The sequence below is a fragment of the Streptomyces sp. NPDC058653 genome (assembly GCF_042716895.1).
Lineage (GTDB): Bacteria > Actinomycetota > Actinomycetes > Streptomycetales > Streptomycetaceae > Streptomyces.
In genome coordinates, this window is the sequence record NZ_JBHXRM010000062.1 from 20,661 (window position 1) to 36,964 (window position 16,304).

12 protein-coding genes are annotated in these 16,304 nt (G+C 71.4%); 10 read left to right on the forward strand and 2 right to left on the reverse strand.

Features of this window, described 5'->3' with window-relative positions; genetic code table 11:
* Positions 1–540: 540 nt before the first annotated feature.
* Both ACFWU9_RS33775 and ACFWU9_RS33780 read left to right on the forward strand, forming a co-directional pair.
* On the forward strand, positions 541–2,772 hold the full coding sequence (locus ACFWU9_RS33775; RefSeq protein WP_384324900.1) for a penicillin acylase family protein: 2,232 nt from the start codon (positions 541–543) through the stop codon (positions 2,770–2,772).
* 195 nt (positions 2,773–2,967) lie between these two features.
* Positions 2,968–4,107, forward strand: a complete 1,140-nt coding sequence (locus tag ACFWU9_RS33780) for a peptidoglycan recognition family protein (protein WP_384324901.1) — start codon at positions 2,968–2,970, stop codon at positions 4,105–4,107.
* Positions 4,108–4,577: 470 nt separating this feature from the next.
* Here the strand turns inward: ACFWU9_RS33780 and ACFWU9_RS33785 are convergent, their stop codons facing one another.
* Positions 4,578–5,417 carry an NmrA/HSCARG family protein gene (locus ACFWU9_RS33785; RefSeq protein ID WP_384324902.1) on the reverse strand — a complete coding sequence of 280 codons (840 nt, stop codon included), beginning with the start codon at positions 5,415–5,417 and terminating at the stop codon, positions 4,578–4,580.
* Positions 5,418–5,458: 41 nt separating this feature from the next.
* Positions 5,459–6,391: an EamA family transporter gene (locus tag ACFWU9_RS33790; protein ID WP_384324903.1), complete on the reverse strand. Its 933-nt coding sequence runs from the start codon at positions 6,389–6,391 to the stop codon at positions 5,459–5,461.
* A gap of 80 nt (positions 6,392–6,471) precedes the next feature.
* Between ACFWU9_RS33790 and ACFWU9_RS33795 the strand changes: the two genes are divergently transcribed.
* From ACFWU9_RS33795 to ACFWU9_RS33830, 8 genes are all read left to right on the forward strand, one after another.
* A complete protein-coding gene (locus ACFWU9_RS33795; RefSeq protein WP_384324904.1) occupies positions 6,472–7,362 on the forward strand; it encodes a LysR family transcriptional regulator in 891 nt (296 codons plus the stop codon).
* A gap of 266 nt (positions 7,363–7,628) precedes the next feature.
* Positions 7,629–8,648, forward strand: a complete 1,020-nt coding sequence (locus ACFWU9_RS33800) for a DUF4331 family protein (protein WP_384324905.1) — start codon at positions 7,629–7,631, stop codon at positions 8,646–8,648.
* Between the two features lie 292 nt (positions 8,649–8,940).
* The gene (locus tag ACFWU9_RS33805; protein ID WP_384324906.1) at positions 8,941–10,320 is read left to right on the forward strand and encodes a glycoside hydrolase family 18 protein; all 1,380 of its coding nucleotides are present in this window, start codon (positions 8,941–8,943) and stop codon (positions 10,318–10,320) included.
* Positions 10,321–10,495: 175 nt separating this feature from the next.
* Complete coding sequence (locus ACFWU9_RS33810) at positions 10,496–12,097, forward strand: phytoene desaturase family protein (protein ID WP_384324907.1); 1,602 nt, start codon at positions 10,496–10,498, stop codon at positions 12,095–12,097.
* A gap of 144 nt (positions 12,098–12,241) precedes the next feature.
* On the forward strand, positions 12,242–13,432 hold the full coding sequence (locus ACFWU9_RS33815; RefSeq protein ID WP_384324908.1) for an NAD(P)/FAD-dependent oxidoreductase: 1,191 nt from the start codon (positions 12,242–12,244) through the stop codon (positions 13,430–13,432).
* 10 nt (positions 13,433–13,442) lie between these two features.
* The gene (locus ACFWU9_RS33820; protein ID WP_384324909.1) at positions 13,443–14,378 is read left to right on the forward strand and encodes a sigma-70 family RNA polymerase sigma factor; all 936 of its coding nucleotides are present in this window, start codon (positions 13,443–13,445) and stop codon (positions 14,376–14,378) included.
* Between the two features lie 169 nt (positions 14,379–14,547).
* Positions 14,548–15,468, forward strand: a complete 921-nt coding sequence (locus ACFWU9_RS33825) for an oxidoreductase (RefSeq protein WP_384324910.1) — start codon at positions 14,548–14,550, stop codon at positions 15,466–15,468.
* A gap of 148 nt (positions 15,469–15,616) precedes the next feature.
* Positions 15,617–16,198, forward strand: coding sequence for a Dps family protein (locus ACFWU9_RS33830; RefSeq protein ID WP_384324911.1), 582 nt, complete (start codon positions 15,617–15,619; stop codon positions 16,196–16,198).
* The last annotated feature ends 106 nt before the right edge of the window (positions 16,199–16,304 follow it).

The following is a 16,304-nucleotide window of genomic DNA, read 5'->3' on the forward strand; positions in this document are numbered from 1 at the left end:
GTGCCGGCCGGTCCGAGCACCTTGGGAAGGCTGAAATGATTGACACGGCCCTCGTCCGTATCCAGCGCGATGACCCTGGGTTAATCAGGAGTTGATCCGGCGTTGGTGGCCGAAGCGGCGATTTTCCGGGCCCCAATACGGGCACAGGGCAAACCCGCGTCACCGTGCCAGGCAATCCCCGTGCCCGCATAAAGGTTTCTTCCGGATATGATCCGCCCGAATCCCCGTACCCGATGCCCGAATCTCCGGATTCCGCGCCCGAATCGACGTATCCATCGCCCGATTCCCGGAACATCCGCCTGCGACGCTGTCGGCCGCTGCCGGAATTATCTGTCTCCAACGCCATATTTCCACTCCGTGTACCCCGGGGCACGGGGGACGGGGTTCTTGTCAGGGCGCGTCTTCCTGGATAGGACTGTCCGCGTGGGTGATCGATCACCGAACTCCAGTGCGGGGCCCGGGGGCACGTGTCACCCCCAAGACACCGACCGCGACGGGCCGTTCCGCGTAAGAGCCACGCGGACGAAGAAGGAGCCGCTCATGAGCCATCCGCAGAACTCCGGGCCGAGCCGACGCACTGTCCTGGGCGGAGCGGCCGGGCTGGCCGTGGCCGCGGGGCTGTCGTCCGGCACCGCGTTCGCGGGTACGGCGTCCTCCTCGGACGAGGAGGCCCGCCGGCGCGGCCACGCCTCCCGGGTGACGATCACCCGGGACGACTGGGGCGTTCCGCACATCGTGGGCGAGAGCGACGCCGACGCGGTGTTCGGGATGATGTACGCCCAGGCCGAGGACGACTTCAACCGTATCGAGCAGAACTACCTCGTCGCGCTGGGCCGTCTCGCCGAGGCCGAGGGAGAGCGCGCGATCTGGCAGGACCTGCGCCAGCGGCTGTTCCTCGACCCCGAGAAGCTGAAGAGGGACTACACGAGGTGCCCCGCCTGGCTGCGCGCGCTGATGCGGGCGTGGGCCGACGGGCTCAACCACTACCTCGCGACGCACCCCGAGGTGCGTCCGCGCGTGCTCGACCGGTTCGAGCCGTGGATGCCGCTGAGCTTCTCCGAGGGCAGCATCGGCGGTGACATCGAGTCGGTCATGCTCTCCCAGCTCGAAGCCTTCTACGGCGGGCGTGACCTACCGATCACCGACGAGGAGCGCGGGCTGGTGATGCGCGAACCCACGGGGTCGAACGGCATCGCCATCGCGCCGAGTCACACCCGGAACGGCCACGCCCTGCTGCTGATCAACCCGCACACCAGCTTCTTCTTCCGCGCGGAGCAGCATGTGACGAGCCGCGAGGGGCTCGACGTCTACGGCGCCGCCACCTGGGGCCAGTTCTTCATCTACCAGGGCTTCAACGCGCACACGGGGTGGATGCACACGACGAGCGGCGTCGACAACATAGACGAGTTCGCCGAGACGGTCGTGACGGGCTCCGACGGTGCGCGTTCCTACCGTTACGGCGACGAACTGCGCCCCGCCACCTCGAAGAAGGTCACGCTCTCCTTCCGTACCGCCGAGGGGGGCCGGCAGAAGCGCAGCTTCACGACGCTCGCCACGCATCACGGCCCGATCGTGCGCGAGGCGGACGGCAAGTGGATCGCGTGCGCGCTGATGAACAGGCCCGTCGAGGCGCTCACCCAGAGCTTCCTGCGCACCACGACACGCGACTACCGGCAGTACATAAAGGTCGCGGGCCTCAAGGCGAACAGCTCGAACAACACGCTCTTCGCGGACTCCAAGGGCGAGATCGCCTTCCTGATGCCGCAGTTCATGCCGGAGAGGGACGACCGGTTCAACTATCTCAAGCCGGTCGACGGCAGTGATCCGGCGACCGACTGGCGGGGCACGCACAGTCTGGACAGCATGCCCCGGGCGGTGAACCCGAGGAACGGCTGGGCGTTCAACACCAACAACTGGCCCTGGACCGCCGCCGGCGCGGACAGTCCCGACGCGGCCGACTACCCGCGCTACTTCGACCGGGTCGGCGAGAATCCGCGCGGTCCGCAGGCGGTGCGTGTACTGACCGCGCGCGACGACTTCACCCCCCGCACACTGATCGAGGCGGCGTTCGATCCGTATCTCACCGCCTTCGCGCGGCTGTTGCCGGGGCTCGTCGCCGCGTGGGACCACCTGCCGAAGCACGACGCGCGCAAGGAGAGGCTGGCCGGCCCGATCGGCCTGCTCCGCGACTGGAACCACCGCTGGTCCGCGAAGTCGACGGCGACATCGGTGGCGGTCTTCTGGGGTGAGGACATGTGGGCTCTCACCTCCCAGGCGGCGGCAGCCGCCGGAGTGTCCGGCTGGGACTACATGGCCGAGCGCGCCACCGACGCGCAGCGGCTCGGGGCGCTGGAGACGGCGACGGACCGGCTGAAAAGGGACTTCGGCGGCTGGCGGGTGCCATGGGGCGAGATCAACCGCTACCAGCGCAACGACGGGGCGATCGTGCAGGAGTTCAGCGACGCCAAGCAGAGCGTCCCCGTCCCCTTCACCTCGTCGCGATGGGGTTCCCTCGCCTCGTTCGGAGCCAAGGCGTACCCGGGTACGAAGCGTTACTACGGCACCAGCGGCAACAGCTTCGTGGCGGTGGTGGAGTTCGGGCCGCGACTGCGCGCCTGGGCGGTGACGGCGGGAGGGGTGAGCGGTCACCCCGACTCGCCGCACTTCGACGACCAGACCGAGCGCTACGCGAGCGGCGATCTGCGGCCCGTCTACTTCTACCCCGAGGACCTCAAGGGCCATGTCGAGCGGAGGTACCGGCCCGGCAGGTGACGGGCGCGCCCCCGTGCCGACGCGGACGGGGGCGCCCGCGTCGGCACGGGGCCGACTCCCCGGCCCCGGACTCGGCCTCGGTCGGCGACCCCGCTCCGTCTAGGCTTGCGACTCGACTGACTCGCCTGACGTGAGGGGCCGTTGTGCCTCCGGGGTCGGTCCCGACGTACGTCCACCGATGATTGAGGAACCTCCGTGACAGTTCCCCCTACGTCACCCCGACACCGGGCGGCGAACAGGATCGCCCGACGCTCCGTCATAGGCGCCGCGACCGCGGTCGCCGCCGGCGCGGTGATCGCGCCGACGGTGATGGCCGCCACGGACGACGGGGAATCCGCGTCCGCCGACGCCCCCGCCGCGAAGCCCGGCACCACCACCGAGACCTTCCCCGAGACCAGGGCCAAGGAGGCGACGGGTGAGGCACCCGTCGAGGCCGCCTTCCCCATCGGCTACGTGGGCGTCCGTTGGGAAGGCACGTCCAAGGCCACCGGTGGCGCGATCCGGCTGCGGGACGCCGACGGCGAGCAGGGCGAGTGGCAGGCACTGAGCGCCGACGGCTGCTCGGACGCGAACGGCGGAGCCCTGCTCGTCCCCGCCGGCCAGGCGTCCGGCTATGAACTCAAGGCCCCCGAGGGCTCCACCGCCCTGCGCTCCCTGGCGCTCGACACCACGCGCGGCCCGCGGCGGAAGGTGGCCGTCCCCGCCGACACGACCCGGATGCGCGGTCTCGCCTATCTGTCGCGGCCGGCCTGGGGCGCGGACGAGTCGCTGCGGTTCAAGCCGGACGGCACGGAGAACACGCCGACCGCGTACTACCCGTTCCAGACCATCACCGTGCACCACACCGCCACGGCCAACGCCGACGCGGACCCGGCCGCCACCGTCCGCGGGATCTACGAGCTCCACGCCATCGGCAACGACTGGGGCGACATCGGCTACCACTTCCTCATCGACGAGGCGGGCACCGTCTACGAGGGCCGCTACTCCGGCGACGACGGTCTTCCCGCGCACGACGCGGACGGCAAGCTGGTGACCGCCTTCCACGCCGCCGGGTTCAACTCCGGCAACCTCGGCATCGCCCTCCTCGGCAATCTGATGGAGCAGGGGCCGACGGACGAGGCCAGGCGCTCGCTGACCGCGCTGGTCCGGGTCCTGGTACGGCTCCACGGTGTCGACCCGGGGGCCACCGTGACGTACACGAACCCCATCAACGGCACGGTGAAGGAGGTCGACGAGATCAGCGGCCACCGGGACTGGCTGGCCACGGAGTGCCCGGGCGATGTCATGTACGAGGAGCTCGCCCTGCTGCGTGAGGCCGCCGCGCGGCGCGGCTGAGGTAGGCGCCGGGCCGCCCGTCGGCCCCGGAAGCGCCGGTCGCGGCGCGCCGGAACTCGCTCGGGCCGACGCCCCGGATCCTTTTGGACGCCGCGCTGGAGCCGAACGGGTCGGAGTGGCCCACGGCGCGCGCGGCGTCGGCGACCGCCGCCGGCCTCCTGCTCGACCAGGAGGCCGGCGGCGAGCGTCATGCGCCACCGGGTGAGGTGGGTGCGTGGTGTTCGCGGAGCGACTCACCCACCGGGTCGTCGAGTGCGGCGCCGTCGCGGTTCACCATCGTGCCGACCTCGTGTGTCGTACGCGGACGTGGGTCGGCCGACACGATGCCGTGGGCCGCCGAGGCACCTTCGCCCCGGTACCGAGGGGCTTCGGAGTACGTCGGCCGACGGCCGGCTCGCAACCTGCGCCCTGAAGGATCGCCGGCTCCGGGGCGTACGGCTAACGGGTCCCGCGCAGCCACGCCTCAAAGGTCAGCAGCCGCGGGTACCGCGCGCGGAGCGCGGCGATGTCGGCCCGGTATCCCGTCTTCTCGAACCAGTCGAACATCTTCGCCAACTCCCCCGCGCCGGCCCGGAGCTCCTCGATCGGCTGCCGCTCGAAGCGGGTGGGGATGTCGTCAACCCTGCTGAAAACCCGGCCACCTGACGTACCGTCAGCTGATCACCGGCGATCTCGACCCTCCTGCCGATGAACTCGGCCGGCCTGTCGAACGCCTCCGCGGCGATCCGCCCGATGTCGGCCAGCGCGATCATCTGGAGCGGGATGTCCGCGTCGAGCGCGATCGAACCGACCCGTTCGCCGTTCTCCGCCTCCGGCAGCAGGTAGAGCCAGTTCTCCATGAAGAACACCGGCCGCAGCACCGTCGTGGGTACGGAGAGGGTGCCGACGTACGCCTCGATCTCCGTCTTGCTGTCGAAGTGCGCGACCCCGGACTTACGCCCTGCGGCGCCCACGGAGCTGTAGACCAGATGAGCGACGCCCGCCGAGGCGGCCGCGTCGGCGACGTTCCTGCCCTGTCGCACCTCGGCTTCGGGGTGCGGGGCGGTCATGTCGGCCGGCTGCACGCTGAAGACGCCGTGCACGCCCCGCGCCGCCGCGCGCAGCGACGGCGCGTCGTCGAGGTCGCCGGTGACCAGTTCCGCCCCGAGCGCTTCGAGCTCCTTGGCCCGCCGCGTGTCCGGGTCACGGACGAGGGCGAGTACCCCCCAGCCGTGGGCGAGAAGTCTCCGGGCGACGGCGCCGCCCTGGCCGCCGGTCGCGCCCGTGACCAGGACGGTTCTGTTGTCGGGTGTGGCGGGGTCATGGGGCATGACGAGATCCCTTCGGTCGTGGTCGTGGTCGTGGTCGTGGATCAGCCGCGTGAGCGGGTGGGGGCGGAGGTGGGGGCGGGCAGCTGGCCCGCGACGATCGCGGCCAGCGCGAGCCCGAAGCCCAGGAGTTGGACCGGTCCGAAGGTCTGCCCGAGCACGAGGGCGCCGAGCGTGGCGGCGACCAGTGGGGAGAGCAGCGGGAGAACGGCGACGGAGGCGACGGGCAGCGTGGTGATGCCGCGGAACCACAGGACGTACGAGATCAGTCCGCCGACCAGGCCCATCCAGAGGTAGCCGAGGGCAGCGGTCGGGTCGATCGCCGGAGGCGCGCCCTCGGCCAGAAGGGTGAGGGGCAGCAGGAAGAGCCCTCCCGCCGTGAGCTGCCAGCCGGCGAACGCGGTGGGACCGGCTCCGGGCGGGCGTCCCCAGCGTTTGGTGAGTGTGATGCCGAGCGCCATGGACGCGGCGCTGCCGAGGGCCGCCAGGATGCCGACGTCGTCGAATGCCGCGCTCGGCCCGATCACCACCAGGCCGACACCGGCCATGCCGATCAGTCCCCACGCCAGGCGCCGGGCGGACAGCGCCTCGCGCAGGACCGCCACGGCCAGGAGGGCGATGAGGAGCGGCTGGGCCGCCGCCAGGGTCGCGGCGACGCCTCCCGGCAGGCGCTCGGCCGCGAGGAACAGCAGCGGGAAGGGAAGGCCTATGTTCAGTACGCCGAGCGCCCCCGCCCTCCCCCACCACCGCCCTCGCGGCAGCGTCCGTGTGAACGCCAGGGCGGCCAGTCCGCCGGGCAGCGCGCGCAGCAGCCCAGCGAACAGCGGGTGTCCCGGCGGCAGAAGCTCGGTGGTGACGAGATAGGTCGTGCCCCAGGCGATGGGGGTGAGCGAGGTCAGGACGGTACGCGGCAGATGTGCGCGGGGAACACCGCCGACGGCCGGGCCGGGGAGTCTCCGTGGCGCTGGACTGGTCATGTCACGAAGTCTCGGCCGACATCGATCAATGAGTCCAACACATGCTTGTCAACTGATCGATCACGATTCACGATGGATCAATGGAGCTCCAGCAGATGCGCTATGTCGTGGCCGTCGCCGAGACGAACAGCTTCACCCGGGCCGCCGGGCGATGCCTGGTCGTCCAGTCCGCCCTCAGCCATCAAGTCGCGAGGCTGGAGAAGGAGTTGGGCGCGAGACTCTTCGAGCGCACCAGCCGCCGGGTCCGGCTGACCCCGGCCGGGGCGGCGTTCCTGCCCGTCGCCCGTCAGTGCCTGGACGCCGCCGAGCGCGCGGCGGCCGAGGTCGCCGCGGCTGTCGGTGAGGTACGGGGCCGGCTCGCCGTGGGTGTGATTCCCAGCGTCGCGGCGGTCGACATCCCGGGCACCCTGCGGGATTTCCACCGGACGTATCCGGGCGTGCGCATCACTCTGCGCGTGGGCGCGAGCGAGGAACTGGCCGAGCAGGTGCGGGAAGGAGCCCTCGACGTGGCCTTCCTCGGGCTGCCGACCACCGCGCGCCCCGAAGGCGTCGACGCCCGTGAACTCGCGCGTGACCGGCTCGTCGCGGTGGTCGCCCCGGACCACCCTCTCGCCCGGGAACCGGCGGTCGACCTGCTCCGGCTCTCCTCGGAGGTGTTCGTCGACCTGCCGGCGAGGACGGCGGGACGTGTGCAGTCCGATCAGGCCTTCGAGGCGGCGGGCCTCAGCCGCGACGTCGCCTTCGAGGTCACCAACGCGGACTTCCTGGCCCGTCTGGTCGGGCAGGGCCTGGGCATCGCCCTGCTCCCCTCCGGGTACGCCTCGCAGCTGGCCGGCATCACCGCTGTCGAGGTCACCGACGCGCCGGACCGTGTCGAGCACCTCGTGTGGAGCCGTACCGGCCGCACACCGGCGGCGACCGCCTTCCTCGGCCTTCTCGGCCTCCCGGGCATACCGCCCGAACCGGGGTAGGGGGTCCGCCCGGACCGGGGTAGGCGGGTCCGCCCGGACAGCGCCGCCGCCGCGCCGGTCCGGAAGGGACCGCCCCCGCGCCCCCTGTCGCGGGTGGTGACCCATTCGAGGGCCATTTCACGGCGGCGCTTCCGCCTTCGGCGGTCGGACTTCCCCGGCGGGCTAGCGTGGCGCTCCGCCCGGGGGCGCGTACACCTGACGAGCGGCAGAACGGCCGTTCCGGCGCGCCGGCGGTCTCCCGGCGAGCGAGCAGAGGAAACCCTGACATGTCGAACCACTTCACCGGCCTCAGCCTTGGGGCGCCCCTCGGCGACCAGCGCCTCGATCTGTGCGACCTGTACGCCTTCGGGGCACCCGGCGATCCGAGCAGGACCGTTCTCATCCTCAACGCCAACCCCGTCGCGGACGCCCTGCACCCGGACGCCGTGTACCGCATGAACATCGACAACGACGGCGACTACCTGACCGACATCGCCTTCAGCTGGGTCTTCAGCCCGCCCGCCGCGGACGGCTCGCAGACGTACAGCGTCCACATGGCCACCGGCGCGGAGTCCCGCAGGCCCGAGGCCGTCGGCACCAAGATCGTGTCGGACGCCGCCGTCTCCTTCGACACCGAGGCGAACGTGGTCGTCAGCGGCGACTACACGGTGGCGGCGGGCAGCCGCAGCGACGCCTTCTTCTTCGACTTCGACGGCGTCCAGAACCTGTTCGACACCAGTGGCAAGCGGAACTTCACCGAACCGCACCTGACCGGCGAGTCCCCGTGGACGGGGGTCGACTCCAACACCACGGCCAACGTCTTCTCGATGGCGATCGAGTTGCCGACCACGGCGCTGGCGCCCCAGCCGGAGCTGCACATCTGGGGCCGTTGCAGTGTCCTGCGCGACGGTCGGCTCGTCCACGCGGACCGGGCCGGGCACCCGTCGGTGAGCAGCTTCTTCAACACCGACGACACCAAGGAGGAGTACAACGCCAGCGAGCCGGTCAACGACCGGGCGCGGTGGACGGACCAGTTCGTCCATCTGCTGGGCCACACGGGCAACTACACGCGGGAGGAGGCGATCGTCGCGCTCGACGAGCACGGCATCCTGCCGGACGTGCTGCACTTCGACCCGTCCAAGCAGGCCGCGTATCCCAACGGGCGTACCTTCACGGAGGACGTCATCGACATCCGCGTCGCGTTCCTCACCAAGAACGAGGCGCCCCCGTCCGGTCTGGCGCCGCACTCCGACACCCTGGACAGATTCCCGTACCTCGGCAACCCGCACCCCGCCACGGCTTCCTGACGGGGCGCGGCGGGAGGCGCCGGCCCGGACCGACCGCGGGCGGAGAGCGACCTCTCGTCGCAGGTAGGACACGCCGCCGTGGACGGCCGCCCCTCCGTTCACGGACGCCGCCCGTGAACGCGACCGCGGACCGCTCCGTCGCGATCACGGGCGCCGTGCGCGCTCCGAGCGCCATACTCGCCTTCGGCAGAACCGCCGAACATCTTGACGGTTAATGGTCCAGACCAATACGTTCCTGTGCGCACCGTAGAAGAACCGCTCCCTTCCGGCACACGCACAGGAAACGAGCCTCATGCCTCGAAGAAACCTTTCCCGGCTGACCATCGCCGCCCTCGCCCTCGGCCTTGTGGCCACCCTGGCCCCCTCCGCAGGTGCCGACACCGCCGCGCGCGGCGACAAGCACGACGCGCGGCCCTCGCACGGCTCCCACGGCTCACCCGCTTCGTACAAGCAGGTCGGCTACTTCGCCCAGTGGGGTGTCTACGGGCGGAACTACCAGGTCAAGGACATGGACACCAGTGGGGCCGCGGCCAGGCTGACCCACATCAACTACGCCTTCGGGAACGTGAACGCCGAGGGGAAGTGCTTCACCGGCAACATCCCGGGAGAAGCCGACGCCTGGGCCGACTACGCCCGCCCGCTGGACGCGGCCGGCTCCGTCGACGGTGTGGCCGACACCGACGACCAGCGCCTCGCCGGCAACTTCAACCAGCTGCGTGAACTGAAGGCGAAGCATCGCGGTCTCAAGGTCCTCATCTCCTTGGGCGGTTGGAGCTGGTCGAAGAACTTCTCGGACGCGGCCCTCACTCCCGCCTCACGCCGCGCCCTGGTCTCCTCCTGCATCGACCTCTACATCAAGGGCAATCTGCCCGTCGACGGCACGCGCGGCGGCGAGGGGGCGGCGGCGGGTCTCTTCGACGGGATCGACATCGACTGGGAGTGGCCCGGTTCGGCCGGTGACGTCGGCACCGTGTTCCGCCCGGAGGACAAGCAGAACTTCACCGCGCTCGTACGGGAGTTCCGTAAGCAGCTCGACGCGTACGCCAAGTCCGGGAAGGGCGACGGGAAGCGCAAGCACTACGAGCTGACCGCTTTCGTCCCGACCGCCCCCGCCAAGATCGACGCGGGCTTCGAAGTCTCCAAGATCATGCGGGACTTCGACTTCGTCAATCTCCAGGGATACGACTTCCACGGCACCTGGGAGGCCACGACCGCCCAGCAGTCCGCGCTGCACGCCGCGCCCGAGGACTTCAGCGTCAGCCAGACGGTCAACGACTGGCTGCGGCGCGGCGCGCCCGCGCGCAAGCTCGTGGTGGGCATGCCCTTCTACGGCCAGGGCTGGACCGGGGTCTCGGGCGGCGGCACGGGCATGGGCCAGCCCGCGACCGGCCCCGCCACGGGCACCTGGGCGAACGGCAACGAGGACTACGAGGAGCTGAAGAAGCTCGCGGACTCCGGGGCGTACACCGTGCACCGCGACGTCAGGAACGGCCACGCCTGGCTCTTCGACGGTACGACGATGTGGACCTACGACGACCCGCGGGTGCTGCGCGCCAAGTCGGCGTACGTCCGCGCCAAGGGGCTCGGCGGCGCGATGTTCTGGTCGCTGGACGGGGACACCCCCGACGGTGAGCTGATCAAGGCCGTCGACCGCGCTCTCGGGCGCCGCTAGGGCTTGGCGGTGGGATCGCCGGTCGGTCCGGCGATCCCACCGCCGCGCGGTCCAGGACGGGCTGGTCGACGTGGGCGACCTCTGAACGAGGGCGGTGTCCGGGCGCGGGCGACCCCGTGGGACGTACGCGTCCGCCGTCATGCGTGCGCCGGGAACCTCTCCTAGGTTCTCTGGTATGGATGATCTTCCCCAGCAGGCAGATGTCGTCTTCGTCGGGGCCGGCCACAACGCCCTCGTGGCCGCCGCCTACCTTCTCGAAGCCGGCCGGAGCGTGTGCCTGATCGATCGCATGCCGCAGCCGGGCGGCTGGGTCGGTACGAGCGAGCTCGGGGCTCCCGGGTTCCTGCACGACCGCTGGTCGGCGCTGCATCCGGGGTTCCTGGGCGGACCCGTCTGGACCGAGCTGGCGCCGCTTCTCGCGCGCCACGGCCTGGAGTACGTCACGGCCCCCCTCGCCACCGGTTCCTCGCTTCCCGGCGGGCGTACGGCTGTCGCGCCGGTCGATCGGCGGGCGTTCACGGAGGAGTTGGAACGCCTCGGTGAGACAGCGGGCTGGAACCGCCTCTTCGAGGCGGTCGGCCCCCGTCTGGCACAACTGGCCGAACTGCTGGGATCCGGCCTGGACGGCGAGGAGGCCGAGGCCACGCTCACCGCTCTGGTCGACGGCAGCCGACGCGATCCGCTTCCGTTCGGCCAGTTCCTCAGCGGCACCGCCGTGGAGCTGGTGAACGAGTACTTCCGTACGGAGGAGCTCCGCTCCCTCGCCGCGCCCTGGCCCCTCCATCTCGGCGCGGGGCCGGGCGACCCCGGGAGCGCCCTCTGGTCGTCCTTCGCCCTCATGACGCTCGCGGCCGGGAACCCCGCACCGGTGGGTGGCAGCGGCCGGCTCACCGACGCGCTGGTCGGCCTCGTGACCGAGAGGGGCGGCCGGATCGTCTGCGACACCGACGTGGACCAGATCCTGGTACGGAACAACCGTGCGACCGGGGTTCGCACAGGTGGTGGGGCGACGGTCGGCGCGGACGAGGCCGTCATCGTCTCCGCCACACCCGACCAGCTCTACGAACGGCTGCTCCGCGACGTGCCGGGCGTTCCCGCCCGGGTACGGGTGCAGGCGCAGGCGTACGGCTACAGACGTGGCTGCCTCCAGATCAACCTCGCGCTCTCCGCCCGGCCGCGCTTCACGGACAGCCGGCTCGACGCGGGCGGCGCGATCAACCTGGGCCGGGGTGTCGACGCGCTCGTGACATCCGTCCGGCAGGCGGAGGCCGGGATGCTGCCCCGGTACCCGTCGATCTCCTGGCACGAGCCCACCGCCGTCGACCCCACACGGGCCCCGCAAGGACAGGCGGTCGTCCGTCTCCAGGTGCTCGACGTGCCCCTGAGCCCGACCGGTGACGCGGGCGACTCCTCGTACGGACGGCGCGGCTGGGACTCCGACACCGCCGAGGCGTTCGCCGACCGGGTGACGGCCGAGGCCGAGATCCATGCCCCGGGCCTCACGGGGCTCGTCCTGGAGCGCCACATCACCACACCCGCCGACCTTTCGGCGGGGAACCCCAACGCGGGGCCGGGTGACCACGCGGCGGGGTCCAACGCGCTCGCCCAGGCATTCACCCAACGCCCGATCGCCGCGCACCGGGGCGGGTACCGCTCGGTCGTGCCGGGTGTCTGGCTGATCGGCGCGGCGACCTGGCCGGGACCGGGGGTCAACGGCGCCTCCGGCCGCTCCGTCGCCCGGACGTTGCTCGCGTCGGACGCGCGGCCGGTCGGTTGACCGACCCCGCATCACGAGCGGATCGGTCCCTCCACGAACCGCTCGGAGCGCCCCGGCGCCGTGACCCGCGTCACATCCGACTCCTGTCAGCGATCGGGGCGCCGTCTCGTTCAAGGAGCACGCGAACGAGACAGGAGCGACACCATGAAGCACCGCATCGTCGTACTCGGCGCCGGTTACGCCGGGGCCTTCGCCGCCGGCAGTCTGGCCCGCCGGCTCTCCCCCGCCGACACGGAGATCACCGTCGTCAACGCCGTACCGGACTTCGTCGAACGGATGAGGCTCCATCAGCTCGCCAGTGGGCAGGAGCTCGCGTCCCGGACGCTCGCCGACGTGTTCGCGGGCACGGCGGTGCGGTTGCGCCTCGCGTACGTCACCGGCGTCGACCCCGGTCGCGGGACCGTCGCCGTGACCGGCGAGGACGGCGACGACGAGATCGCGTACGACACGCTCCTCTACACGCTCGGCAGCTCCGTCGCGCACCACGGTGTCCCCGGCGTCGCCGAGTACGCCCACGACGTGACCGGCCGGTCCTCGGCGCTGCGTCTGCGCGAGCGGCTGGCCGGTCTGGACGCCGGCGGCACCGTGCTGGTCGTGGGCGAGGGGCTGACCGGCATCGAGAGCGCCACCGAGTTCGCCGAGTCCCGGCCCGACCTCTCGGTCGCGCTCGCCGCCCGGGGCGAACTGGGCGCCCGGCTCTCCCCGAAGGCCCGCCGCCATCTGCGCGGGGCCTTCGACCGGCTCGGCATCACCCTCCACGAGCACACCGGCATCCGGGCCGTCGAGCCGACACGGGCGGTCGCCGCCGACGGCAGGTCCATCCCGGCCGACGTGACCGTGTGGTCGGCCGGGTTCGCCGTTGACCCCATCGCCGCGGCCAGTGGCCTGAGGGTCGCCGGGACCGGCCAGATCGTCGTCGACCGCACCATGCGCTGCGTCTCGCACCCGAACGTCTACGCCGCCGGCGACTGCGCCTACGCGATCGGCGAGAACGGCCGTCCGCTGCCGATGTCCTGTGCCTCGGCCGGCTTCACCACCATGCAGGCGACCGCGGCGATCGTCGCGCGCCTGACGGGCGGTGAGGTCCCGGCCATCGGGCTGAAGTACCACGGCAACCACATCAGCCTCGGCCGGCGGGACGCGATCATCCAGCTGGTGGACAGGGACGTCCGCCCGAAGTCCCGGTTCCTGGGCGGCCGGACCGCCGCACGGCTCAAGTCGGGCGTGCTCAAGGGGGCGGGGTGGAGCATCGCCCACCCGACGTACGGCCTGCCGAAGCGCAGGCGCCGTCGGGCCACCGCGGCCGGGGCGGCCGGTGTGACGGTCGCCGCCTAGGCTGTTGCGCGTGGACAGTGCGGCCATCGACCGCTTCGAGGCCAGCCGGGGGCGGCTGGCCTCGCTGGCGTACCGTCTGCTCGGCTCGGCGGCCGACGCCGAGGACGCCGTGCAGGACACGTTCCTGCGCTGGCAGGCCGCGGACCGCGAACGGGTCGAGGTGCCCGAAGCCTGGCTGACCAAGGTCGTCACCAATCTCTGTATCGACCGGCTCCGCTCGGCGCGAGTGCGCCACGAGCGGGCGGCCGGCGCGTGGCTGCCCGAACCGCTCCTCGACGGCGACCCGATGCTCGGCCCCGCCGACACCTTCGAGCAGCGCGAATCGGTGTCCCTGGCCGTACTGACCCTGCTCGAACGCCTCTCGCCGGTCGAACGGGCCGTCTACATCCTCCGCGAGGCCTTCTCGTACAGCCACGCCGAGATCGCCGGGATCCTCGACATCACCGAGTCCGCGAGCCAGCAGCACGTCCACCGCGCCCGGACCCGGGTCACCGCGGAGCGCCGCCGCGCCGAGGCGGACCCCGCGTCCGCGCGCCGGGTGGTCGAGGAGTTCCTCGCCGCCGCGACAACGGGGCGTACCGAACGGCTGGTGGCGCTGCTCACCGACGATGTCACGGCGGTCTCGGACGGCGCCGGACTGGGCAAGCGGCTCCTGCGGTACGAGACGCGCGAGCGGGTCGCCGCCTTCGTACGGGCCGGCTTCAGGCCCACGCCGGCGAAGCGCCGGCTGGCGGGCGGCTCGCCCGCGATGCATATCGCGTGGGTCAACGGCTCCCCGGCGATCCTGGCCGTGGTCGACAACCGGATCGCGGGCGCCGTCGTGTGCGAGGTCGGCGACGGCAGGATCACGTCCCTGAGCGGCATCGCCGCGGCAAACCGTCTCGCCCGCCTCAACGAGGCCTGGCGGCGGCACGAACCGGAAGCGCCGGTGATCCACGCCTGGTGAGCCGCCGGGCGTCGGTGATGCCGGGCGCCCGCCTTCCGCAAAGGTAGGTCTGGCTCTCCTAGGGAGACGAGTACGACCGGGGATCGCCGGTCCCTTCCTACCGTTGTCGCCGAGCAGCGTGCACACCACTCCTCATCCCGTGCACGCCCTTCCCCCAGGAGCATCGGCCATGACCGAATGGACTGAACGTGACATCCCCGACCAGAGCGGTCGGGTCGCCGTCGTGACCGGCGCCAACTCCGGACTGGGCCTTGTCACCGCGACCGAACTCGCCCGGGCCGGGGCACACGTCGTGATGGCCGTACGCAACACCGCGGCCGGAGAGCGGGCGTCCGAGGGTATCCGGCGGTCCTTGCCGAACGCCGAGGTCCAGGTACGGCAGCTGGATCTGGCCTCGCTCGAATCGGTACGCGCCTTCGCGAAGGGCATGTGCGACGACTTCCCGTCGATCGACCTGCTGGTCAACAACGCCGCCGTGCTGCACATGGGCGAACCCCGCACGACGGAGGACGGGTTCGAGGCGATCTTCGGCGTGGCGGTCCTGGGCCACTTCGCGCTCACCGGGCTGCTGCTCGACAACATCCGCCGCGCGGGAGCCTCGCGTGTGCTGAGCGTCAGCTCGGTCTTCCACAAGAAGGCGCGTCTCGATCCGAACGACCTGATGTCACGCGACGACTTCACCGCCCGCCGCGCGTACGGGCGTTCCAAGCTCGCCAACACCGCCTTCGCCCTTGAGTTGGACAGCCGTCTGCGGGAGGCCGGTTCGGCCGTCGTCAGCGTCGTCGCCCATCCCGGGATCTGCCGCACCAATTTCAGCCCGCGGGCGTTCGAGGACGCGGGCGTGGTGGCACGGACCATCGACCGGACGACACAGCTGGCCTTCCAGTCGGCCGAACGCGGCGTACGGCCCCTGCTCTACGCCGCGACCGCGCCCGGCGTACGGGGCGGCCAGTTCTACGGGCCGTCCGGCTTCCGGGAGATCCGCGGCAAGGTCGTCGAGGTGGAGGCCAACGCGCAGGCCGGCGACCCCGCCTTCCGGAAGGAGCTGTGGAGCGCCGCGGAGCGGCTGACCGGCGTCTCGTACCTCTGACCGTCCGCTTCCGACGCGGCCGGGACCGCACGGTGACACGGGTTCGCCGACGAGTGCCGGGGTACACGTGCGCGGTCGGGCGCCGTAGCTCGCGGAGAGCGGGCGGCGACACGGCGATACGGAAACATGTGACGGTAAGGAGAGCCTCATGTCGACATCGAGCAGCAGCACGCCGCAGTACACCGTGCCGGGTATGACGACCTCGCAGGGAGTCGAGGTCATCCAACTGCTGCGCACGCGGCTGCACGCGTTGAACGAGCTTGCCCTGACGCTGAAGCACGTCCACTGGAACGTCGTGGGCCCGCACTTCATCGCCGTGCACCAGATGCTGGACCCACAGGTGAACGCGGTACGGGAGATGGTGGACGCGACCGCGGAGCGCATCTCCACCCTGGGCGGCTCACCCGCCGGCACGCCGGGCGCGCTGGTCGCCGAGCGCACGTGGGACGACTACGCCATCGGCAGGGCGGACGCCATCGAGCACCTCGGCGCGCTGGACATGGTGTTCACCGGCATCATCGCCGACCACCGCGAGGCGGTGGCCGCCACCGAGAAGGCGGACCCGGTCAGCCAGGACCTGCTGATCGAGCATCTGCGCAGCCTCGAACTCTTCCAGTGGTTCATCCGTGCCCATCTGGAGAACTCGGGCGGTTCGCTGAGCACGCGGAATCAGACCTCCGAGGAGGGTGCCGCCCGCGCGGCGGGCGAACAGGCGCGCGGCGGGCGGTGACACCGCTGACGAGCCCGGGGTCCCTCTCCGTCCGAAACCGACCCCCGGCTCCTCAACATATCCGCCGGTGGGACCGGCGCGAACCGGACGGCCGGAGTCAGAGGAA